General features: G+C 54.8%; 16 protein-coding genes. 4 read left to right on the top strand and 12 right to left on the bottom strand.

The features are described 5' to 3' along the window. Positions 1 to 92: 92 nt before the first annotated feature. The 9 genes from BN2684_RS05585 to BN2684_RS05545 all read right to left on the bottom strand — a co-directional run bounded on the left by BN2684_RS05585 (position 93) and on the right by BN2684_RS05545 (position 9369). Positions 93 to 413 (bottom strand): helix-turn-helix domain-containing protein, encoded by a 321-nt coding sequence (locus tag BN2684_RS05585; RefSeq protein WP_058301186.1) that lies wholly within the window; start codon positions 411 to 413, stop codon positions 93 to 95. Then, on the bottom strand, positions 394 to 2226 hold the full coding sequence (locus BN2684_RS05580) for an ABC transporter ATP-binding protein (RefSeq protein ID WP_058301185.1): 1833 nt from the start codon (positions 2224 to 2226) through the stop codon (positions 394 to 396). The genes BN2684_RS05585 and BN2684_RS05580 overlap by 20 nt, the downstream gene beginning before the upstream one ends. After that, entirely contained in the window at positions 2223 to 2804 is a 582-nt protein-coding gene (locus BN2684_RS05575) for a lasso peptide biosynthesis B2 protein (protein WP_234340174.1), read from the bottom strand. Before BN2684_RS05575 ends, BN2684_RS05580 begins: the two co-directional genes overlap by 4 nt. Beyond that, a complete protein-coding gene (locus BN2684_RS05570; protein WP_058301184.1) occupies positions 2801 to 3091 on the bottom strand; it encodes a lasso peptide biosynthesis PqqD family chaperone in 291 nt (96 codons plus the stop codon). Before BN2684_RS05570 ends, BN2684_RS05575 begins: the two co-directional genes overlap by 4 nt. Before the next feature lie 3 nt (positions 3092 to 3094). Continuing rightward, positions 3095 to 4021, bottom strand: coding sequence for a phosphoenolpyruvate carboxykinase (ATP) (locus BN2684_RS05565; RefSeq protein WP_058301183.1), 927 nt, complete (start codon positions 4019 to 4021; stop codon positions 3095 to 3097). Positions 4022 to 4129: 108 nt separating this feature from the next. After that, complete coding sequence (locus BN2684_RS24210) at positions 4130 to 4261, bottom strand: paeninodin family lasso peptide (RefSeq protein WP_058301182.1); 132 nt, start codon at positions 4259 to 4261, stop codon at positions 4130 to 4132. Between the two features lie 4 nt (positions 4262 to 4265). Then, positions 4266 to 6227: an asparagine synthase-related protein gene (locus BN2684_RS05555; RefSeq protein ID WP_058301181.1), complete on the bottom strand. Its 1962-nt coding sequence runs from the start codon at positions 6225 to 6227 to the stop codon at positions 4266 to 4268. 191 nt (positions 6228 to 6418) lie between these two features. Next, on the bottom strand, positions 6419 to 8551 hold the full coding sequence (locus BN2684_RS05550) for a right-handed parallel beta-helix repeat-containing protein (protein WP_058301180.1): 2133 nt from the start codon (positions 8549 to 8551) through the stop codon (positions 6419 to 6421). Between the two features lie 281 nt (positions 8552 to 8832). Further along, the gene (locus BN2684_RS05545) at positions 8833 to 9369 is read right to left on the bottom strand and encodes a hypothetical protein (RefSeq protein ID WP_058301179.1); all 537 of its coding nucleotides are present in this window, start codon (positions 9367 to 9369) and stop codon (positions 8833 to 8835) included. Between the two features lie 253 nt (positions 9370 to 9622). On the opposite strand from BN2684_RS05545, the gene BN2684_RS23830 reads away from it, so the two are divergent. Then, a complete protein-coding gene (locus BN2684_RS23830; RefSeq protein ID WP_108722164.1) occupies positions 9623 to 13717 on the top strand; it encodes a bifunctional 2',3'-cyclic-nucleotide 2'-phosphodiesterase/3'-nucleotidase in 4095 nt (1364 codons plus the stop codon). A gap of 144 nt (positions 13718 to 13861) precedes the next feature. Here the strand turns inward: BN2684_RS23830 and BN2684_RS05535 are convergent, their stop codons facing one another. Together BN2684_RS05535 and BN2684_RS05530 are read right to left on the bottom strand one after the other, a co-directional pair. Further along, positions 13862 to 15730 carry an SLC13 family permease gene (locus tag BN2684_RS05535; RefSeq protein ID WP_199825301.1) on the bottom strand — a complete coding sequence of 623 codons (1869 nt, stop codon included), beginning with the start codon at positions 15728 to 15730 and terminating at the stop codon, positions 13862 to 13864. Between the two features lie 488 nt (positions 15731 to 16218). Next, entirely contained in the window at positions 16219 to 17334 is a 1116-nt protein-coding gene (locus tag BN2684_RS05530) for a hypothetical protein (protein WP_058301178.1), read from the bottom strand. Positions 17335 to 17553: 219 nt separating this feature from the next. Here BN2684_RS05530 and BN2684_RS05525 point away from each other — a divergent pair, with 219 nt between their 5' ends. After that, positions 17554 to 18798, top strand: coding sequence for an FprA family A-type flavoprotein (locus BN2684_RS05525; RefSeq protein WP_058301177.1), 1245 nt, complete (start codon positions 17554 to 17556; stop codon positions 18796 to 18798). A 133-nt stretch (positions 18799 to 18931) separates the two neighbouring features. Here BN2684_RS05525 and BN2684_RS24695 read toward each other — a convergent pair whose 3' ends face one another. After that, positions 18932 to 19102 (bottom strand): hypothetical protein, encoded by a 171-nt coding sequence (locus BN2684_RS24695; protein ID WP_187385752.1) that lies wholly within the window; start codon positions 19100 to 19102, stop codon positions 18932 to 18934. 181 nt (positions 19103 to 19283) lie between these two features. On the opposite strand from BN2684_RS24695, the gene BN2684_RS05520 reads away from it, so the two are divergent. Continuing rightward, positions 19284 to 20258: an SDR family oxidoreductase gene (locus BN2684_RS05520; protein ID WP_058301176.1), complete on the top strand. Its 975-nt coding sequence runs from the start codon at positions 19284 to 19286 to the stop codon at positions 20256 to 20258. A gap of 376 nt (positions 20259 to 20634) precedes the next feature. Continuing rightward, on the top strand, positions 20635 to 21369 hold the full coding sequence (locus tag BN2684_RS05515; RefSeq protein WP_082651775.1) for a hypothetical protein: 735 nt from the start codon (positions 20635 to 20637) through the stop codon (positions 21367 to 21369).

Genomic DNA, 21369 nt, shown 5'->3' with positions numbered 1-21369 from the left:
CGTCTTTCATTATAGTTCTTAATAACGAACGTGTCAAATCAAGAATCTCCCGTTTTCAGAAAAAACAAGGCTGTCCGACAATGCCCACCCGCTTATTCCTTCTCCTGCTGCTGCAGCTGGTATATGCGAATGAAGTCCTCCTTGCGCATTCCTTCCTGGATCGCGGTGTAGATCAAGCTTTTCCACTCTTCGTCCAGGAGATAAGCGGTCTTCAGGTATTCCTCCCCAAGCAGAAACTCCAAATTCGTGTCCAACGACTCGGCAATCTTTGACAGCATTTGAAGCGAAGGGTTATTTTGCAGCTTCCGCTCCATGTGGCTCAAATACGATTTTGAAATATCGGCCATTTCGGCCAGCTCCGTTATGGTCAGCCCCTTCTGTTCCCTCAAGTATTTAATTCGATCTCCAATCATAGCGTTCTCCTTCGCCCAAATGGATGGAATCGTCCCCTCTTTGCATCCCGAGGAGGCGGCGGAACATCCCCCGCTTCTCCCGAGCCAAACTGGAATATTCACCGCATTGCACGACCGCGCCCTGATCGAGAACGATGACCTGATCCGCATCCCGGATCGTGGACAAGCGGTGGGCGATGACGATTAAAGTAATCTTGCCCCGCAAATGGAAGAGAGCGTCCTGAATCCTCGATTCATTCTCATTGTCGAGGGCGCTCGTGGCTTCATCGAGAACGAGAATGGACGGGTTGCGAAGCAGCGCGCGGGCCAGCACGAGCCGCTGCCGTTCACCGCCGGACAGCCGCACTCCTCGGTCGCCCAGCACCGTATCCAAGCCCATCGGCAGACGAGTGACGAATTCCGCTGCCGCTGCAAGTTCCAGCGCTTCCCAAATCCGGCTGTCGTCGGCATTCGGCTCAACGAGGAGAAGGTTGTCGCGAATGCTGGCGTTGAACAGAAACGGGTCCTGCGACACGTAGCTCACGCTCTGCCGGAACTTGCGGATGTTGGTTCCTTCCAGCGGTTCGCCGTCCACGCAGATCTGACCCTCTTCTGGGACAATAAGCCCCATGATGAGATCCGCGAGCGTACTCTTGCCCGCTCCGGATCTTCCCACAATCGCGGTCATGCGATTCGCCGGGATGGTGATCTTGATGCTGCTGAGCGCATAGGGGCCGCTGCCCCGATCGTAACGAAAGCTCACGTCTTCCAGCGTGATTTCTTCCTTCAACCGAAGAGGCTCGCTATCGGCCGCACCGATTCGCTCGCCCGCCATGCGGCAGCGCTCCTGCAGCTCTTTCAGGCTGCGGAAGGCCGGGATGCTGGAGGAAAGCTGCTCCAGATTCATCTGGATGCTCATGAAGCGAGGCCAAAGCCGGGAGAAGATGGCGACAACCAGAATGAGCTGCTCCGGCGGCGTCTTCAGCCAAGCGATCGAGGCATACAGAAAGAAGGCGATCAAGAGAGCGGAGGCCAGCTTATACAGAAGCTGGGAGTTCGACCTCAGCAGCACATATTCATCCTGCTCCTTCTGGAGCTTGTCGGATTCACTTTTCATCCAGTCGAGTCGGGACGCCTCAAGCCGATTGCTCTTGATGTCTTTAATGCCGTTGATCTGCTCGGTTATGCCCGCGAGATAGCTCTGGGACATATCCGTCGTCCGCTTGCCGAGCGCCATCGCTTTCTTCAGTGCCCGCTTGGACAGGAACGCCAAAGCCAAGCCGCACACCACCACGAAGACGGTCACTTGAAGGGACAGCCAAACCGCAATCACCACTTGAATCGCCGTGAACAGAAGGTTGGTCACGAGCGCGAGGAACAGATTGATGCCGGCTCCAACCCGGGTCAACTCAGAAGTCATGGTGTTCACGATATCGGATCTCCGCCGCTTCAGGTAGAACCCCCAATCCGCATACAGCAGATCGCGATACACCGTAAACCGCAAGTGATGATAAAACGATTGGTGAATCCGAGCGTTCCGGACCGTAAACTGCCGTTGGAGCCCATTCTGGACCAAGGCCAGGATCACAAAAATTCCCAACACCGTCAACAATCCGGCAGCCCCCGACAATCCTTGAAGGAAGGAGAACGCTTGGAACAGGGTGTGATTTGACGCCGAATAGCTGATGATTCCGCTGATGCCCAGCATGGGAATTAATAAGATAAGACCGATCCCGTCCAGCAAGCTGATGGCGATCATTCCGGCCATGTTAGCGTACAGGGCCGCTCCGGAATAAGAAACCAGCTGTTTGACATATCTCAAGATATCCTTCATCGCGCTTCCTCCCGGTGACTGCCGTCCATACGACTCTTCGTCCGGGCCGGCTTGGCGAATTTGCCGACCACGGTAAACCGTTTCATCTCTTCCGCACCGGTCAAATAGATATCTCCGCTGCGCAGCCAGGCATGTGCGGCAAGACCGCCGCTTTCCTCCCGGCCGGTCCCCAAAAACAGCGTGCATGCGATTCCCCGCCGTTCCAGCATCCGCATGGCCGCGACAGCGCGTGTGAAGCACATGCTGCTCCATGGAGTGTGCCGGCTCATGGCGCCGATGGCGTCGGCGATCTGCCGGACCTTCGCCCGCTCCCGATCATCCGCCCGAGCTTTCGGCGTCTCCCGCATGGCAGCCCCGAGGGTCGGTGCCACCTGCGCGAACGGGCGCCTGAGCTGCAGCCGGGCGCGGCCGAGCTCAAGAAAGGCTTCGACTAGAAGCCGCTTCCGACCTGGCGGAAGCGCGAGGAAGACGCGCATGCATCGAAGCCTCTGCTTCCGATAAGGCTGCGCGGGGAGCGGCTTACTCCCGGAATCCGCCCCACCCACCGCGCCGGATTCCGTTACGCTTCCCCGCTTCATCCTTCCGCGACGAGGCCTTCATTCCGCAGCATATCCACAAAGCGGAGAACCTGACGCGAGCATTCTTCCGGCTCGACCTCATACTCCGCCGTCAGCCGTTCCACCAGCTCTTCGAACGCGATCGGTTGGGCAAGCTCATTCCAGATCGCACCGCCGATCTCCCCCAGGTTGTAGTACTTGCCGTTTTGGACGCTCAGCATGACGGTCTCTCCATCCATGACGCTGACGATATGGCCCGGGACCTGTTTGAGCACCGTCCGGGGAAGCACAGGACTTGAATTCATCATCGATTATTCCTCCTCTCCGATTGTTTTCACTAGCAGCTCAGCCAGTTCATGCGCCGTGAAGCCCTCATCCGGCCGAGTGATGCGGCTGATCGGCACGAGCCCGGCCAGCCTCGCCGTCACTTGAAAATGCCAATCCAGCTTCCCCATCCGACGGAGGAACAAGTTGCGGTACGTATGTTCATAGAGAAGGCGCATGCGGTCCAGACCCTCGATCGGGGTCAAACCAGGGCTGGCATCCGCCTTCTTGACCAGCTCGAAGACCCCTCCAAGCGGCAGCTCCTCCCGAACAAATCGATCACTGACGGGGACGGCAAACTTGGTTTCGCGTTCAAAAAGCGGCTTGAGCCCGCTCGCCTCCATGCCGAAGGCGTCCAAGCTCTCCTGCCACAGCTTCTGCTGAGGGTAGGAGGGGGTAACGAGCGGAATTCCGGCTTCGTTGAAACGGATCGCGATCACATCGTCGCTGACGAGGGGGAGCCCCCGGTCCATCAAGGCCGAGGCAAGCGTCGATTTGCCCATGCCCGATTCGCCGACGATGGCATACACCTTGCCTCGGACCGCAACCGCGCTGCCGTGCAGAGGGAGTACCCCTCTCTGCATCAGAACGGCTCCCATGCAGGTTCCGAGGATATATAAGCGAATCTTGTCCATGTCCGCACCGGGAACCGGAGATACGGCGATGACGCGGCCTTCCCTGACGGCGAACAGTGCCGCTTCCGGAATATGGATGAGGATTTGCGCTTCTGTGGCGTGAATTTTTCGAGGGGAAGCCAACATGACCGCCCACTCTTCGCTCAGGGGTTCAAGCCGGACTGTCAGATCGGCATTCTCGAACCGGCCTTGCACCGTCAAAAGCTCAGGGAAGGGAATCTCGCTCCGGATCCGGAACCCAAACGCCTCCGTCAGCACCTCGTTCGTCGTCAGCTGCATTCTTCATCCTCCACCGCTCAAGATCGCAGATCATTAAGAGAAAAGCCCTCATACCTTTTTAGGAGTACAAGGGCGGTTTACTCGAACTTCCTTTGTCATCCCGATTCCTTAGCTGTGATTGAGGTGGGCGGTTTCGTCTTCGTCTTCAATGAAGCTATCCGGGAAGGCTTTGCCAGGACCGGCCATCGTCATTTGAACGCTGAGGATTTCCAATTCGGGTTGTTTCCATTCCTTTTTCATCGTCTCACCTCCCTTCAAAGTGGTTGCGGAGAAAGCGGTATACGATCAGGCTGCGCATGAGAAGCCGCAGCTCGGGATCGAACGTAGATTCTTCCTTCGGAGCTTCCTTGAAGCGCTCTATGCTCCCGCGCAAGGCGTCCATATTCACATATTCCCGCATGAGAGGACTCTTGCTCATGGCCTCCAGCTCATCGGTGAATTCCTTCCACACCGGAACGATCCGGTACAGCCAATCGGCCGCCTGCACGCCGCGCTTGCGCTGGTTCAACCTCACCTCATCGGCCAGAATGCCTCGGGTCGAACGGCGAACAAGGGAACGCCCGGCTCCATCACGGACAAACTGGTCCAGGGGAAGCGAAAGGCAGAAGCGGATGACCCGGAGGTCGTTCGTCGGATCATAGCTTTGCACCCCGTACCGAAGAGAAAGCTTGGTGAACGACGTTCCGCTGGAATTCCACAGGCTGTCGCATGTGAAGTGCTTGGCGCGCGCCTCGATGGCATCCGCCGCAGCCAACGTCGATTGGCCGTTGACCGCGAAGCCCTGCGCGGCAATCCGCTCGAATACTCCGGTTCTGGCGGCGAATTCCGGATGAATCCACATCGGAAATTCGGCCGGCTTCGGAGCCGCCTGCCGGGTCAGCCCCTGGAGAGCAGGAAACGCCTTGGCCCCTACGACCGACAAGACGCGGGATCGGCTCACGCCCATGTTGCGGCTGTACGCGCCGAGCTCCCGGAGAAACCGGATGAGCTGAAGACGTTTCAGAATCAAGCTGTAGTAATCAAGCGCCGGCCCCCACGAAATGGTGTAGTTGCCTCTGGCGCCGTTGTAGAGAAAACCGATCCCCCGGCTGCTCGCTTCCTCGAATATCCCTTTTTGCCAATACGAGTTCTCGAAGAATTTATAAGGCATTTCCATCAGACCGAGCCAGAAATCCATCACGGAGAGCGGATGGGTCCCGGCAAAATCGCGGAAATGGGTTTCCATGTTGTCATGATGTGCGGCTGTCGCCTGCATAAACGCCTTTTCGTTCGCCATGAGATGACGTGGCGTCCAGTCCGTGAAGCCCTCCACCGGGACGTAGCTGAAGGTGTGAAGGGTACGCCCCTCCTCTCGCAAGCCAAGCGCCGCGAAGCTGGCTACCGCTCCGGAATCCAACCCTCCGCTGAGCTGAGAACCGACAGGCAGACCCGATCGAAGGCGAGACCTCACAGCAGCTCCAAACACGTCTCGGAACGCTTCCTCGTATTCGGCATCGCTCTTTAGCTTCAGCGTGTCGCTCGGAAGCAGCCGCCCGCCGTATTCGGACAGGGTCACTCTCCCGTCCTCGCACAGGAAGCAATACCCCGGAGGAATCTGTTCGATGCCGAGATAAACCGTCTGGGAGCTGTCTGCCGTGTCGACCATGCCGGTGATCGCGAGAAATTCGGACAGCCATCGCTCATTCAGGCGCTTTTCCACCCCCGGCAGAGCCAGGAGCGGTCCGATGAGCGTGGAGAAGGCGAATCGTTCAGCAGTCCGGTGATAATAAAGCGTTCGCTTTCCCGAATGGTCGCGAGCGCCGAACAAGCGACGGCGAGACTCATCCCAGATGACAAACGCGTAATCACCAATCAGCCAAGCGGGAGATGCTTCTCCCCACTTCAAGTAAGCAAGTACAATCAGTTCGCTGTCGGGAACTGACGCGTGCCGTGAAGGTTCAATGCCAAACAAGGCGAGCAGAGCATCGCGGTTGTCGAGAATCGCATCCGCTGTTATCGCGAGCCCGTGCGGACCCTTTCGGGGCAGCTCTTCGTTCACCGACTCGGGAGTCAGCCAGCGGGTCCGGCAGCCGAGGAACACGCCCTCGCTTGCCCACGTCCCCGTTCGGTCGGCCGGAAATCGCTCAAATTCATCCATGAGACGGAGTCCGATCTCGGCGGACACCGGCTCTCCGGTGAAATGATAAATCCCTGCGATAGCGCTCATACGACCTCCGAGACTCCCCTGAACTTTGTTCGCTGCTGTTCGTTCGATGTTCTTTATAGCGAACATGGGATTAGTTTATCAGGTCCTTTTCGCCTTGTCAACTGTTCGCAATAAAGAATATCACACAAAAAAAGACCGTCCCGGAAGGACAATCTTTGCCTTCGGGACGGTCGCCTGCGATGCGGCTCCGCTTACCTGAGTAGATTATTTGTGACGACATCGTCGGCTTTCGTCTCCAGAACCGCCTTCACGAGAACGTTATCCGTCACTGTGTAGGAGGGGGCTCCAACCCCTGTATAGAGGGTGGAGATTCCTTTGGCCGCCAGATTCGTCGTAATCGTGTTGCCGGTAATCTGCGCCATCGCGACGGTGAACGGGTTTTTGCTCTTGGATACATCGTTCAGCTTGATGACGGCCATGGATGTGCTCGACAGCTTGCCTGCGCGGATCACATTGTTCTCGATGACCGCTGCCTTCGCTGCCTGGATGGTGATGGCCGGATTGTTGCTTCCCACCTCAAAGGTGGAGTTTCGCACCGTCAGGCTGCCGTCCGCGCTCTCGTAATAGAGTCCCATTGTCGTCGATTTGAACGTGCAGCCGTCGAGAACGGTACTGCCGGAGTAGCGCGTGCTCAGCTCCTTCATGCTGCCGGGAGCCGCTTCAAAGACGCTGTCGATATAAGTTCCCCGAGGCAGGTTACCTCCGCTGTGCCCGATCACCCTCAAACGCTCAAAGATGCTACCGTCCTCGATGCCGCCCACGACAGTGCCGATCTTGGTCTCCCCGTAGATCGTGACGTCCTTCAGCTTGATCGGCTTGCCCCAGAGGGCGAGCGCATTTTGCTGTTTTTTGTTGTTGTACATGACAATGTTAGACGCCGTCACGCCGAAGGGCACCTTGCTGCTGATGCTGAGCACGGAATCCGTAAACGTCATGCGGTCGATGACGATGTTCGGCCCCTCGAAGGTAGTAAAGGAATCGTTCATCCGGTTATCGGTGAAGGTGACATCATGCGTCGCATTGATTCTCGTTCCGTCAAAGTGGTTGTTCTTGACCATGACCCCGGTGAAAGGGTCGGAGACGGCAAGCCCGATGGCTCCCTTGGAAGCGAAGTGGTTCCCATCGACGACAGCGTCCCGGCCGTCATAGAGGATGAGATCGTAAGCGGCGTTGTTCCAGAACTCGTTGCCCTTGATGGTGAGGTTGGAGTTGCGGTTGCCGTTTTCTCCGAATCCGCCTTCCGCATCGATGCCGGACTGCGGCGCCGTTCCTTTCATATCATGAATGTAGTTATTCTCAACGAGAATGCGGTCCGCTCCGCCGATCGTGATTCCTTGGCGGCGGTTGTAAGCGAACTCGGAGTTCTTGACGACAACATCCTTGGATACCGCCTTGTTCCAAAGCTCCATGTAGATCCCGGCTGTGGACGATTTCTCGAATACCGCCTGAGCATAGGCAGCCCCTTCCGGAAGCGCGATGATCGTTCGTGCCCGCTGCCCTTTGAGGGAAGAGAGGAAGGTGTTATCCGCTTTATAGAAATACAGATCGAAGGTCCACGGCAGGTTGATCAAATTCGACAGCTCGAATTCCCGTTCCTTCTGAATGATCTCATTGGTGAGCGGGAGCGAAGACACGGTCCGGATCTTCGTGGCGCTGGCCACCGGCTTTCCTTTGTCGTCATAAGCGCCGAGCGTAAAATGCGCCGGGTAAAAGTCCTTGGCGAGCGTTCCTTTCCCCCCCACCGTCAGGCCGTCTCCGGTAAAGTTGATCGCCTTCACGCTGTTGATGGTGACATTCTTCGCACCTTCCACGACAATTCCGTATCCGCCTTCGTGGGTTCCTGACGAGTACAGGCTGTCCTTCTTGGTGTAATCATGCTTATCCTTGTCACCACGATAGGTGCCGCCTTGAATGGTGACGTTATCCGTCCCATATCCGACAAAAAGCGTTTGGTACGATTCCTTGCCGTTCGTTTCCTTCTGGATCACCGTGTTGGCGTCCAGCGTGAAGGTCATGTTCCCAACCATCTCGATACGGCTGTCTTTGGAGATCAGGTAGGTTCCCCGGGGAAGACTGGTCGACTTGATCCCCTGCTCTTGAGCCCATTTGAGAGCTTTGTTGATCCCCTTCGTCGTCTCCACCGGATGAGTGCCATCCTTATAAATGCCGAATTTGGCAAGATCAATTTCAACATGCGGCATTCCTAGCGGAGTACCCAGAACCGTTACTTCATTCCCGTCGGCGCGTCCGTCGGCGGATGGCGCCAAAAGGGCGGCTATCACCAGTACAGCCAGTGTCAGCAGTCCTTTTCGCCGTTTCCTCATAGTATTCTTCCTCCCTGAGTCCTATTATGGAAGTCTTGCTGCAGTATACGGGCCATGCCCCTGGCTTGTGCTCAGCGAACGCTTATCTTGCCCGTAAATCGCGCGGAAATGTCCGACTGTTCTTCCTACCGAACAACAGATTACCATTCCATTCCATCTTCACGCAATGAGAAAACACGGCTATTTCAGGAGTACGCCATTCCTATTTTTTTGCAGGTAGGAAAGAAATAGGGGCTGCCCCTATGGGACAACCCCTTCTGTATGTCAGCTATTCCGACCATTCAACGAGTGAATCCTTCTTCTTTCAAATAGTCGGCCGCTTCTTCATACGTCTCAAAAGCAGAATCGAGCTGATCGCCCGCGAAGATGTACCACATTTGATCCTCCGGCTCCAAATGCAGCTCCAGAATGTGTCCTTCCGCGTCGCTCCACTGCTCATGCTTCTCGGTGAATCCTTCCGCATCCTGCTCTTCGGTCACCGCCGCTTCAACCAACCGTGCTTCCGCTTCCGCTTCAGCTTCATCCTCCTTCTCCTCCCGCTCTGGTCCAAGCGAGCGGATCGAACGGCGGATGAGCGTGTGCAGCTCCTCTCGGCTGAAATCGCGGATGTTCACGAAGCCCTTGCCGTCCGTCTCGTATTCCGGCAGAAGCTCCGCATAGACAAACCCATTGCCGTTCGGATGCAAATGATAGACGACGATCTTCTTCTCCTGGACACTTCCTTCATAATGATAATTCACGCGCCCCATCGAGACTTCCTTCCGCGTAAGCTCCGCAAACGAGCCTGCGATGGCGTTCTTTTCTTCAAATGAAATCATTGGATCCTCCTCAAAGTTCCTATCCCTTGCCACTCTCATCAGTATACCCTACTTTGCCAGTTATCCGTACAAAAGGAGCCTTTCCATTCCGAGAAAGCCCTTACTTTCCATCCTTCTTGATTATCTCTATAATTCCTCCATGAATCTTTCCAAAAGTTACTCCTCATCCCATTGAAAATAAGATAAGATATCAATATAATAGAATAGTTTTATAGAGGTAGAATTCATAACGTAGAGAGGGATGAAACGTAACGTGAAGAATGGGTTCAGACAGAGAATCACCAAGATTGGCGCATCCACGCTCGTAGCAAGCATGCTGGCCATGCCTTTTGGCGGGTTGTACGCAGCAGCTGCGGATGGGGACTCCACGTTGAAAATGCGGATTTTGGAGACCACGGATGTACACACGAATCTCATGTCTTACGATTACTACAAGAGCGCGGCGGCTCCCACCGTCGGTCTCGTTCGTACGGCAACCTTGATCAAGGAATCCCGCAAGGAAGTACCGAATACCCTTTTGGTCGACAATGGCGACTTGATTCAAGGCACTCCGCTCGGAACCTACAAAGCTCTTATCAATCCGACCAAAGCTGACGAAGTACACCCGGTATACAAGGTTATGAACGAGCTGGGGTACGATATCGCCACCTTCGGCAACCACGAATTTAATTACGGCCTTCCCTATCTGGAACAAATCATTCAAAAAGCCAGCTTCCCGTACATAAACGCGAATGTGTACGTCGATGACAAAGACAACAACCCCGACAACGACGTCAACAAATTCACCCCTTACAAAATTTTGAACAAAACCTTTACCGACGAGAACGGCAATACCCAAACGGTTAAGATCGGCGTTCTCGGACTCGTTACCCCGCAAATTCTCCAATGGGACAAAAACAATCTCGAAGGCAAAGTCATCACCAAGGATATTGTAGCGACCGCTGAGAAGTTCGTTCCGAAAATGAAGAGCGAAGGCGCCGATATCGTCGTCGTCATGTCTCACAGCGGCTTCAACGGCAGCGCTCAAGCGAACACCTTGGCTGAAGACGCTGTTTACCCGCTCAGCAAGGTGCCGGGCATTGACGCCATCACCTTCTCTCACACGCACAAGGTCTTCCCGGCCGCTTCCGAAAAAGCGCTTGACGCTCTGTTCAAGGATGCTTCCGGCAAAGTATATCCGGGCGTAGACAATGAAAAGGGCACGATCAACGGCGTTGCGGCCGTTCAAGCAGGCTTCGGCGGCGCCAACCTCGGCGTTATCGATCTGACCCTGTCGAAGACGAACGGCAAATGGAGCGTGGCTTCCACGCAATCGTCCACCAAAGCCATCTACGACACGGCGGCGAAGAAGTCCCTTGCCGACGAAGACCAAGCCATGGTCAAGCTGCTGAAGGCCGATCACGAAGGTACGCTCAACTACGTGAACAGCCCGATCGGCACGACGACCGCCCCGATCCACAGCTACTTTGCGCTGGTGCAGGATGATCCTTCCGTACAGATCGTCACCGCCGCTCAAAAAGACTATGTGGCTTCCTACATCAAAAAGAACCTGCCCCAATACGCAAGCCTGCCGGTTCTCTCGGTCGGCGCTCCCTTCAAGGCGGGACGCAACGGCCCTGAAGAATATACCGAAATCGCGAAAGGCCCGCTCGCCATCAAGAGCGCAGGCGACCTGTACCTCTACGACAACACCCTGAAGGCTATGCTCGTCAAGGGCTCGGTCATCAAGGAATGGCTGGAAATGTCTGCCGGCAAGTTCAACCAGATCGACCCGGCCAAGACCGACGAACAACCGCTTCTTAACGCTTCCTTCCCGGTGTATAACTTCGACGTCATCGACGGAGTAACGTACCAGGTGGATGTTACCAAGCCGGCTAAATACAAAGCGGACGGAACCGTGAACGACGCTTCCTCCAGCCGGATTGTAAACCTGAAATACAAGGGCAAAGCCGTTGATCCGAACCAGGATTTCGTCGTTGCCACGAATAACTACCGCGCAAGCGGAGGCGGCAACTTCCCCGGCGTGAAGACGAGCAAGATCATCATCGACTCGCCGGATGAAAATCGTCAGATCCTGATGGATTACATCTCCACTCACAAAGAAATCAACCCGACGGCTGACAACAACTGGTCGATCGCCCCGATCAAGGGCTCGAACTTGAACGTCACCTTCACGTCGGCTCCGGCTGCCGAGAAGTATGCCAAGGAAACCGACAACATCAAGTACACCGGCAAGACGGATGACAAAGGCTTCGGTATCTACACGATCGACCTGACCAAGGAAGTTCTTCCGACTCCGGAACCTGCTGCCGAATTCCCGGACGTTGCCAAGACCCACTGGGCTCATGATTCGATCCAAGCCTTGGCGGAAAAAGAAATCGTCACCGGAACTCCGGCAGGCACCTTTAGCCCGGAGGCTTCCGTTACCCGCGCTGAATTCGCTAGCCTGCTCGTCCGTGCTCTTGGCCTGACGGCAACTGCTGCAGCTCCCTTCAAGGACGTTGCTGCGAACAGCTGGTACGCTAGCGCCATCGCCGCCGCTTATGAGAATGAACTGGTCAAGGGCGTGAGCGCCGACAAATTCGCTCCGAACCTGCCGATCACCCGTGAAGAAATGGCTGTCATGGCCAAAAACGCTCTCGATGTTCGCGCAGCAGAAGAGCTCAAGTCGACCACGACGACCTCTTACGTTGACGGTAAGTCCATCAGCGCATGGGCCAAAGACTCCATCAGCCTGGTCTATGACCGCGGGCTCATGAAGGGCGACACGAAGAACTACTTCTATCCGAAGAACAACTCGACTCGTGCGGAAGCCGCCAAGGTTATCTACACGTTGATCACGGACATCAATGTTCAACTGCTCGCCATCAACGACTTCCACGGCCAGCTTGACTACAAGAAGGTCGTGAAGGATTCGGCCGGCAAAGTCACCTCCACGCTCGGAGGCGCTGATTACCTCGCCGCTTACCTGAAGAAGTATGAAGCTGAGAACCCGAATACCCTCCTGCTCCACGTCGGTGACGCCGTAGGCGCCAGCGCTCCGGTATCCGCCCTGCTGCAGGACGAACCGACCATCGACTTCCTGAACCGCCTCGGCTTCGATCTCGGAACCCTTGGCAACCATGAATTCGACAAAGGACCGCAGGAAGCTCTCCGCTTGATCTACGGCGGCAAGAACCCGAAGACCGGCGTTGATTTCGCTGGTGCAAACTTCCCGTACATTGCAGCCAACGTACTGCTCGACGGCAAGCCGATGCTCGATCCGTATATCGTGAAGGAAGTTGGCGGCGTGAAGATCGGTTTCATCGGTCTCATCACGAACATCACGCCTTCCATCGTTGCTCCGGCCGGCCTGAAGGGTGTAACCTTCACCGATCAAGCGACGGCAGTCAACAAAGCCGTGGATGAGCTTCACGCTCAAGGCATTCACGCCATCGTCGTCCTTGCCCACGATCCGTTCGAAGGCAGCGCCACCGCTCCGACCGGCGAAGTCGTTGACCTCGCCAAAGCCGTTGACGATGATGTGGACGTGATCTTCGCCGGTCACAACCATGGCAAGATCAACACGATGATCGACGGCAAGCTCGTCATTGAAGCTTACTCCTACGGAACGGCATTCTCCGATGTTGATCTGGTGATCAACCGCGCCACCCACGACATCGACAGCATCAAGGCTGACGTTGTCGACGTGAAGCAGGAAGCGATCACGCCGGATGCTGAAATCACCAAGATGATCAAAGATTACACCGATAAGAACGCACCGGTCATGAACGCTCCGGTTGGTAAGGCTGATGCCGCTATCACCCGCGAAGTGAGCAAGAGCGGTGAGAATGCCATGGGTAACTTGATTGCCGACGGCATGCGCGATATCATGAAAGCCGACTTCGCCTTCATGAACTCGGGCGGGATCCGCAACGACCTGCCGCAAGGCAACGTCACCTACGGCAACATGTTCTCGATCCAACCGTTCGGCAACGTGCTGATCAAGATGACGCTGACCGGCGCCCAAATCCGCGCCGTGCTGAACGAACAATGGGCCGGCACCTCGGCCAAGATCGGCCAAATCTCCGGCTTCACCTACACCTACGACGACAGCAAGCCGTACGGCCAAAAGGTTCTGGAGATCAAGAAAGCAGACGGAACGCCGATCGATGACAATGCCACCTACACCATGGTCGTCAACGACTTCATGGCAACGGGCGGCGACGGCTACGTCACCCTGATCAAGGGCACGAACCGCATTGCTGGTCCGGTTGACTTGGACGCCACGATCGACTATGTCAAAGAGAAGTTCGCGAACTCCAGCATCACCGCCAAGATCGAAGATCGCTTCAAGAAAGTGAACTAATCTCAATCTTCATCTGAGCTATGCTTATAAGGAAAGGACCCCGGGCTCCACATCAAGTGGAGTCGGGGTCCTTTTTCTTGTTCTTGTTCTGTTTCTGGTTTGCCGGTATTGCACCGCTGCCGCGGTGGATTCTTCCGTCCTCTATCAGTGAAATGGGTAAATCAGAGGCAGCACAACCACCATGACGATCCCCATGACAATTTGCAAGGGCAATCCGACCTTCAAGTAATGGCTGAACTTGTAACGCCCGGCCGACATGACGAGGGCATTAGGCGGCGTCGAGAACGGAGAAGCGAAGCACATGCTCGCCCCGATCGCCACCGCGAAGAGATAAGGATACGGGCTTGCCCCAAACTGAACAGCGGCGCTCAGCGCGATCGGTGCGAGCAGAACGGCGCAGGCGGTGTTGCTGATGAACATGGTGAGCACCGATGTTGTCGCATAGATCCCGGCGAGCAGCGCGAACGGCCCGAAGGTCCCGAGGGAGTCCACCAAACCGCGAGACAACAGCTCCGCCGCCCCGGTCTTCTCTATCGCGGTCGACATCGGGATCATGGCGGCGATCAGCACGATGCTCTCCCAGTTGATCGTGCGGTACGCTTCTTCCATGTTCCGAACGCAGCCGAGCGCAACCATGAGGACGGCGGATACCATGACCGCCGCGACGGGCGGGATCAGCTCCGTGACGAGGAGCAGGATCAGCAGGAGCAAAATTCCTGCAGCGATAGGCGCTTTGTTATCCATCGTCATTTTACGGGATTCCTCCAGAGGTTGTCCGACAACAACCACCTCTGGATCAGAAGAGGCCAAGAGCGAAATATCCTGCCAGGTTCCCTGCACGAGAAGAGCGTCTCCGAAGCGCATCTTCTCTTCCTTGAGGTTATGCAACAGATAGTTCTCCTTGCGCTGGATGCCGAGCACATTCAGCCGATATTTCTCCCGGAAGCCGGAATCCTTGACCATCCGGCCGATGAGCCGCGATCCCGGCGCGAGCATGACCTCCGCGATGCCAATGTCACTCGTGGCGTAATGCTCCGCCTCTGGCGAAGGCTTCTCTTCGAGCGCCTGGTTATCCAGCAGCGCAAGCCCATACTGCTCGGCGAATTCCTCGGCATGCTCATAAGAACCGTGAACGTACAAAATGTCATCCTCTTCAATCACCGTGCCCGGTCCGGCAATCTCCTGATTGATCGTCTTGAAGAGCTGATTCTTGGCCGATATCTTCCGGCGGATCTCGATGATGGTCAGCTCGAAGCGGGAGGGGATCTCCAGCTCGAGGAGCGTCCTCCGCAGCAGAGGCGAGCCGGAGCGCACCTGAACGCGAAACAGATTTTGCGCGAACCGGTATTTGCGCGCGAGCTCCATCGGCGAGCGTCCGTTGCGCCGGGTTTTGCCTGCCCCTTCTTCCTTCGGGAGAAACCGGCGCAGCACCAGCATGGCGAGCACGCCCGTCGTCAGGCACACGAGCCCGGTCGGCGCGAAGGAGAAGAAGCTCAGCTTGCCGTACCCGCCGCTTTGCAGCGCATCCTGAATGACCAGGTTGGGCGGCGTTCCGATAGAGGTCAGCATCCCGCCCAGGCTGCTCGCAAATGCGAGCGGCATGAGCAGCCGCCCTGGAGTCGTATCCGCGCTGAGCGCCAGGTTGACGACAATCGGCAGCATGACCGCGACAGTGCCGGTGTTGCTGACGAAGGCGCCGATCGCCGCCGTCACCAGCATGACCATGATGAGCAGTTTGGTTTCGTTCTTGCCGGCGAGCTGCAAGAGCTTGCCGCTCGCCAGCTTGGCGAGGCCGGTCTGAAAGATGCCTCCGCCCACCACGAACAGCCCGACCATCATGATGACCACCGAATTCGAAAAGCCGGCAAGCGCTTCGGCAGGTGTCAAGATATCCATCAGCATGAGCACGAGCAGGGCGCCGATGGCCACCAGATCGGAACGCAGCTTACCGGAGATGAACAAGGCGGAGGCCACGACGAGCGTAGCTAATGTAATCCACATCGATCCATTCAACAACAGCCCCTCCTTGAGCGTTCAGCGATTCTCTTCTTATGCAGGTTGCTACGTCCTTCTTGCGTGGAGGAACCTGTCTTTTCTACCTTGAATTTTAGCAGAAATTCGGAGCCCTTCGCCAGCAGCCTTAATGACCGCATTTTCATTCCATCCTCCTGATCGGATGGCAGGACGGCTGGCCCCTTTTGCCAAAACGGCGGAGGGGATCGTCATTCTTGTGCGCTGCGCCCATGCCCATCGGTCACGATTGAACGAATGTTTTGCATGAGCTTAATCGACCAATACCCGATCCCCTTTACTGGTCGGTTGAGAAATCACCAAAAATTCGATGGCATCCTCTGATTTGCAGTACCCGATATAATAAAGAAGAATTACCGTGCTCACTGGTGATAGTGCTTCACGAAATGCCACCCCTCACAATGATTGCCCACCTATAATACTCGGCATGATGCCTATCGATCTTCATGCTCATAACGTCTTTGGGTGCGTTAGTTGTTTAATAGACCCTGAGAACGGAGAATGTTTAGCTTCTCTTGAGGAATGCTCTTTGCTAAATCCTTTACTTTCATTCCTTCTTCCTCAATGTATAAGACAAAATCTTCAGTCAGCGCGCTATAATCGCTCCAGTCCTCTTGATTAAGTTCCATAGCAACTTCCTGCCATAGCTTCTTGGATTCTTTCCACCAACTATTTTTCATTTCCCAGTATTGAACGAGGCGTTCGAACTGATCGCGAACTCCCTTATCTTCTATCGTTTCCTGATAGGTCACAGGATGCTCTCCCGTGCACCAAATATATTCCAAGCTGCTGTTTTCTTTTAGCTGCTCCAATCGGATTCTTTCTAATGCGGGATGGAAGATCGGGTCGTATACACCAAATGGTTCATCATGGAGATAGATTCCTAAGAAGCAAAATCTCTCTTCTCCCGCTTGCTTCCCTATTTTTTGAAGTATTTTTCGAGATTCATTCAGTAGTCCCGTTCTTACTTCCTCTCTTAATGCAGAAGCTTGAGATTTTGAAATATCCAAATAGATGATCTGGTTCCTATCATCTTTTATTTGTGACAATTTGCCGCTATCCGTGTAGGTCAACTCATACTGGTATTGACTACCCCCTCGTCCATGAGACCCATACTCGCCTCGTCTAATTCGTGCAAGTCTATTGTTTTTGTATTCATAATACTCTTCAAAGTGCCAGGAAGATTCGAGTGTCCTTCCATTTCTCACAATAAATTGGATATAACGAACAGGAACCCCCTCTTCAAATACGACCTCTTCAATTGAATCAATTTCGCCATTTCGATAGAGACGATTCACGAATTGACGCTCATTTCGACTGTAGCAACCGATGGAGTCTCTAAGATAATCACACTTTGTTACCCATATTTGCCCATCTGCATCTAACCCATAAGCCGTTGATGTTTCCTTTTTGCTTACACGCCCCCGAGATTCATGATTACGCTCAAAAAAATAAGGCGTTACATCATACCTCTTATTGCTGGCATATTCCCAATTGGATACCTGTTTTTCCGCCTCTGATCTATAGAAATCCATATTCGTCTGAGCATCTTCACAAAGGGAAAGATAATAGGCTTTATCTATCATTTCCAGACCTCCCCGATCATTTGGACCACTAGTAATCGTTACCGACCAAGTTATCATACCATATATTGGGGATTGTGAGCCGTATCGGTTCATAAGCCTGCCCCGCTCCCGCTTCGAACAACGCACGCATTCAATAAATTGACGAAAACCGGACATGCCGGGATGCTCGTACATGGTATAATTTGGCCATATGCATGAGACAAAAAAAGGAGAATGGCTATGAATGTACTGGACATCAAACCGGGCGTCAAATGGCTCGGGGTGCAGGATCACGACATCCGGGTATTCGACATCATCATGGTTACCGAATTCGGCACTTCCTATAATTCTTATCTCGTGGAAGGCACGGAGAAGACGGCGCTCATCGAGACCGTCAAGGTGAAATTCTGGGACGAATATTTGGCCAAGCTGCAAGAGACGATCGACCTCGCCAAGATCAATTACGTCATCGTCGATCACACGGAGCCCGATCATGCTGGGTCGCTCGAAAAACTGCTGGACTACATTCCGAACGTGACCGTCGTCGGCTCTCCGGTAGCACTCAAGTACTTGAAGGAAATCACCAATCGCGAATTCAACTCCATGCCCGTAAACGCCAAAAGCACTCTTGAGCTCGGCGGCAAGACGCTCTCCTTCATTCCCGCTCCCCTTCTGCATTGGCCGGATTCGATGTACACCTACCTGCAGGAGGACCGTATCCTCTTCACCTGCGATTCCTTCGGGGCGCATTATGCCTTCGACGATGTCCTGCTGTCCAAGATCGCGAACCGAGACGATTATTATTCGGCTTTAAAATATTACTATGACTGCATCATGGGACCATTCAAATCGAGCATGGCAACGGCGATCGGCAAGATTGAGCATTTGGCGATCGATGTTATCTGCAACGGACACGGACCGGTGCTGGATCAGAATCCTCTGGAGATCGTCGGCTTGTGCAAGGAATGGTCGGTGGAGACGAATCCTAACACCCTGCGCAGCGTCGTTATCCCCTATGTTTCCGTATACGGCTACACGGAGATGATGGCCCAGGAGATCAAGCGCGGCGTCGAAGAAGAGGGCAGCGGCGAGATCGAAGCCGTCCTATTCGATCTGACCGCCTGTGAGCTGACCGAGGTGCTCGATAAAATTTATTGGGCAGACGGTCTGCTCTTCGGTTCGCCGACGATCAACGCGGATACGCTTCCGCCCATTTGGAATCTCCTCACGCAGTTAAATCCGATCGTCCACGGCAAGAAGCTTGCCGGCGTCTTTGGCTCCTACGGCTGGAGCGGAGAAGCGATCAAGAATATCGAAGCGCGGCTCGCCCAGCTCCGGTTCAAGAGCGTGCCGAGCCTGCGAACCGTGTTCAAGCCGAGCGAGGACGAACTATCCGAGGCCTATCACTATGGCCGAAGCTTTGCGCGCGAGCTTGTGAATCCTGGCACAGGCTTCCCGGTTGCCACCGCTGAATCCGCTGTATAGGCGGAAGAGCTCTTCCCGCACTTCTGGCCTGGCAGATCCTGATAGCTTCTTGTATCAAGGCCATCTATTCTCGAATGTTGAAGCCTCCCACCCGCCATTCAGCGGAGAAGGAGGCTTCTTCGTTTCTGTTCGATTAAATCACCGGGTATCTCCACTCGTAAATGGGATTCGTATAAAAAGGCGGCCGCGGACCCAAAACCGGCATGGTCCAGGTGTACGGATTTAAATCGTACCGCATATCGACGGTTGCCGATGAATGATTCTCCAGCAGCCTCCGCACTTCCCGGCTGAATTCCACTTTCATGCTGTATCCTCCTTCGCGGCTTTCCTACCAGCGTATGCGGGCATTTGCGGAGTGCGACTGCCGTCGGATACAAGCAAGCACCGATTCACTTCCGCATGATAGAACTCGGTATCAATCAACTAGGCACCAACCCATCCGTGCTTACATAGAGCTATAGGAGTGAAGGTGAAGGAGGAAGGCCATGAAACCCGAACAGCAGCTCCCGGCCCAGATCGCCGATCTGCAGAAGCAGTTTGAGGAGCGCAAGCAGACAGCCCCTTATCCGCTGTACCCCTACTACGGGAGAATCACCGAGTTTGAAGAGATTCCGCTCAGCTTCCCCGAGCAGCGTCAGCTTCACCAGCCCGGCGTGAGCAGGGTTATGGTCCCGAAGCCCATCATGGAAAACCCGCAATACAAGGGCAGCGGGAAGCTGGCGGGTAAAACGGCTCTGATCACAGGCGGCGACAGCGGGATCGGCGGAGCAACGGCCATCGCCTTCGCCAAGGAAGGAGCGGATGTCGCCATTTCCTATCTCGATGAGCACGAGGATGCCATCGCGATCAAACGCCGCGTGGAGGAACTGGGGCGGAACTGCCTTCTCATGCCTGGAGATGTCCGTGACAAACGCCTCTGTGCCGCTTTGGTCGAGCACACCGTCGCCACCTTCGGCCGTCTGGATATCCTCGTCAATAACGTGGGCATTCAATTCCAGCAGAACAGCTTGACGGACATCACCGACGAGCAGTTCGACGATACGTACAAGGTGAATATCTATTCTCATTTCTATATTACTCGCGCTGCCCTGCCGCATCTGAAAGCCGGAAGCTCTATTATCGGCACGGCATCCGCGGTTACTTATATTGGGAATCCGCTCCTAATCGACTACACCTCTTCGAAAGGAGCAGTCGTCGGCTTCACCCGGGCGCTTTCCAAGAACCTTGCCAAGAAGGGGATCCGCGTAAATGCGGTCGCTCCCGGCCCCATCTGGACCCCGATCATTCCAGCCAGCTTCTCCTCCGATGCAATCGCCATCTTCGGCACCGATACTCCTCTCGGCCGCGCCGGCCAGCCCTTCGAGCTGGCGCCGACCTATGTCTACCTCGCCTCGGACGATTCCCGCTTTGTCACCGGACAGGTGCTCCACGTGGATGGCGGCTTGTCCACGAGCTCCTAAACGATTCCGTTTAACATTTTTCCAGTTCGCGTGACAATAGATGACATCCATTCTACCCTCTGCGCCAAAAGAGGGTTTTTCTTCTATCTCGATTCTCCCATATTATGATAAAGTAGAGAAAATATGATCTGCGCACGTTCTTCCAACAACCCGTTTTTCAAAAATACCTGACACAAGTGAAATCAAAACCGCTCCAGCTGCGTATTACCTTGAAAAAGAACGCTCTCCTTCCGTCTGCTCTAGGAAGGATGCCTATATCGTACGCTGTCCACCTTAATCGTGTGGATATGAATCGGCGTCAATCGGTATGGGAAGTTGTGCGGAGTCCACGGTTTTTAAGTTGACAGCGTACTAGATGCATAAGGAGGTTATCTTCTTGACGGGTACCAAATACGTCAAATTGCTGGGACTCGTGCTCGGTGTCGCAGCTTTAAATATCATCGTGTTCTCCCCCGGATTCATAGGTGTCGAGCTCGGCGCGAGCGCTTTGGCGACGGCTTCGGGAGTCACCCTGCTGTTCGCCAGCGCCCTCGTTTTGCTGTACGGAAGCTACTCTCTTTTGACAAAGGCTCCGGTCGTCATTCCCATCAAACAGATTCAAACGCATGAGGATTACGTGGAGGCCTTTCAGCACTACAAACGAATTCAAGCACTGGAGGAGGATATGGCCCTCGGTTTGAATCAGCTGGAGCGAATCAGGAAGAAGAAGAGCACGCTGTTTGAAGTCTTGGATCAGCGCTTCGACCCGGCTGAGGTCAGCTACAAGAAGTTCGCTTCCGTCATCCAGCAGGTGGAGAATCTATTCTATCTGAATGGCCGAAGCATGCTAAACCGGCTCCAAGTGTTCGACGAGTCGGAATATGCGAGCCTCAAGAAAGCGAAAACAGCGTATGCGACGGACATCCTTCGCCAGAGAGCAGACGTCTATAACGAGCATTTGGCCTTCCTCAAAAGCTCAATCGAAAACAACGAGGAAATCTTATTGAAGCTCGATAAACTGCTGCTCGAAATATCCCGCCTGGACAGCCTGGAGGCCGGAGATATCGAGAAGATGCCCTGCATGCAGGAAATCGACATGCTCATCCAGCAAACCAAATACTATAAGAACTAA

The sequence above is a fragment of the Gorillibacterium timonense genome (assembly GCF_001457415.1).
GTDB classification, from domain to species: Bacteria; Bacillota; Bacilli; order Paenibacillales; family NBRC-103111; genus Gorillibacterium; species Gorillibacterium timonense.
The sequence above is the reverse complement of the archived record's forward strand: the minus strand, read 5'-3'. Positions and strand labels throughout refer to the sequence as shown.

Coding starts and splice junctions, on each gene's coding strand:
- BN2684_RS05585 (WP_058301186.1), bottom strand. CDS start 413: ATGATTGGAGATCGAATTAAATACTTGAGGGAACAGAAGGGGCTGACC.
- BN2684_RS05580 (WP_058301185.1), bottom strand. CDS start 2,226: ATGAAGGATATCTTGAGATATGTCAAACAGCTGGTTTCTTATTCCGGA.
- BN2684_RS05575 (WP_234340174.1), bottom strand. CDS start 2,804: ATGAAGCGGGGAAGCGTAACGGAATCCGGCGCGGTGGGTGGGGCGGAT.
- BN2684_RS05570 (WP_058301184.1), bottom strand. CDS start 3,091: ATGATGAATTCAAGTCCTGTGCTTCCCCGGACGGTGCTCAAACAGGTC.
- BN2684_RS05565 (WP_058301183.1), bottom strand. CDS start 4,021: ATGCAGCTGACGACGAACGAGGTGCTGACGGAGGCGTTTGGGTTCCGG.
- BN2684_RS24210 (WP_058301182.1), bottom strand. CDS start 4,261: ATGAAAAAGGAATGGAAACAACCCGAATTGGAAATCCTCAGCGTTCAA.
- BN2684_RS05555 (WP_058301181.1), bottom strand. CDS start 6,227: ATGAGCGCTATCGCAGGGATTTATCATTTCACCGGAGAGCCGGTGTCC.
- BN2684_RS05550 (WP_058301180.1), bottom strand. CDS start 8,551: ATGAGGAAACGGCGAAAAGGACTGCTGACACTGGCTGTACTGGTGATA.
- BN2684_RS05545 (WP_058301179.1), bottom strand. CDS start 9,369: ATGATTTCATTTGAAGAAAAGAACGCCATCGCAGGCTCGTTTGCGGAG.
- BN2684_RS05530 (WP_058301178.1), bottom strand. CDS start 17,334: ATGATAGATAAAGCCTATTATCTTTCCCTTTGTGAAGATGCTCAGACG.
- BN2684_RS05525 (WP_058301177.1), top strand. CDS start 17,554: ATGAATGTACTGGACATCAAACCGGGCGTCAAATGGCTCGGGGTGCAG.
- BN2684_RS24695 (WP_187385752.1), bottom strand. CDS start 19,102: ATGAAAGTGGAATTCAGCCGGGAAGTGCGGAGGCTGCTGGAGAATCAT.
- BN2684_RS05520 (WP_058301176.1), top strand. CDS start 19,284: ATGAAACCCGAACAGCAGCTCCCGGCCCAGATCGCCGATCTGCAGAAG.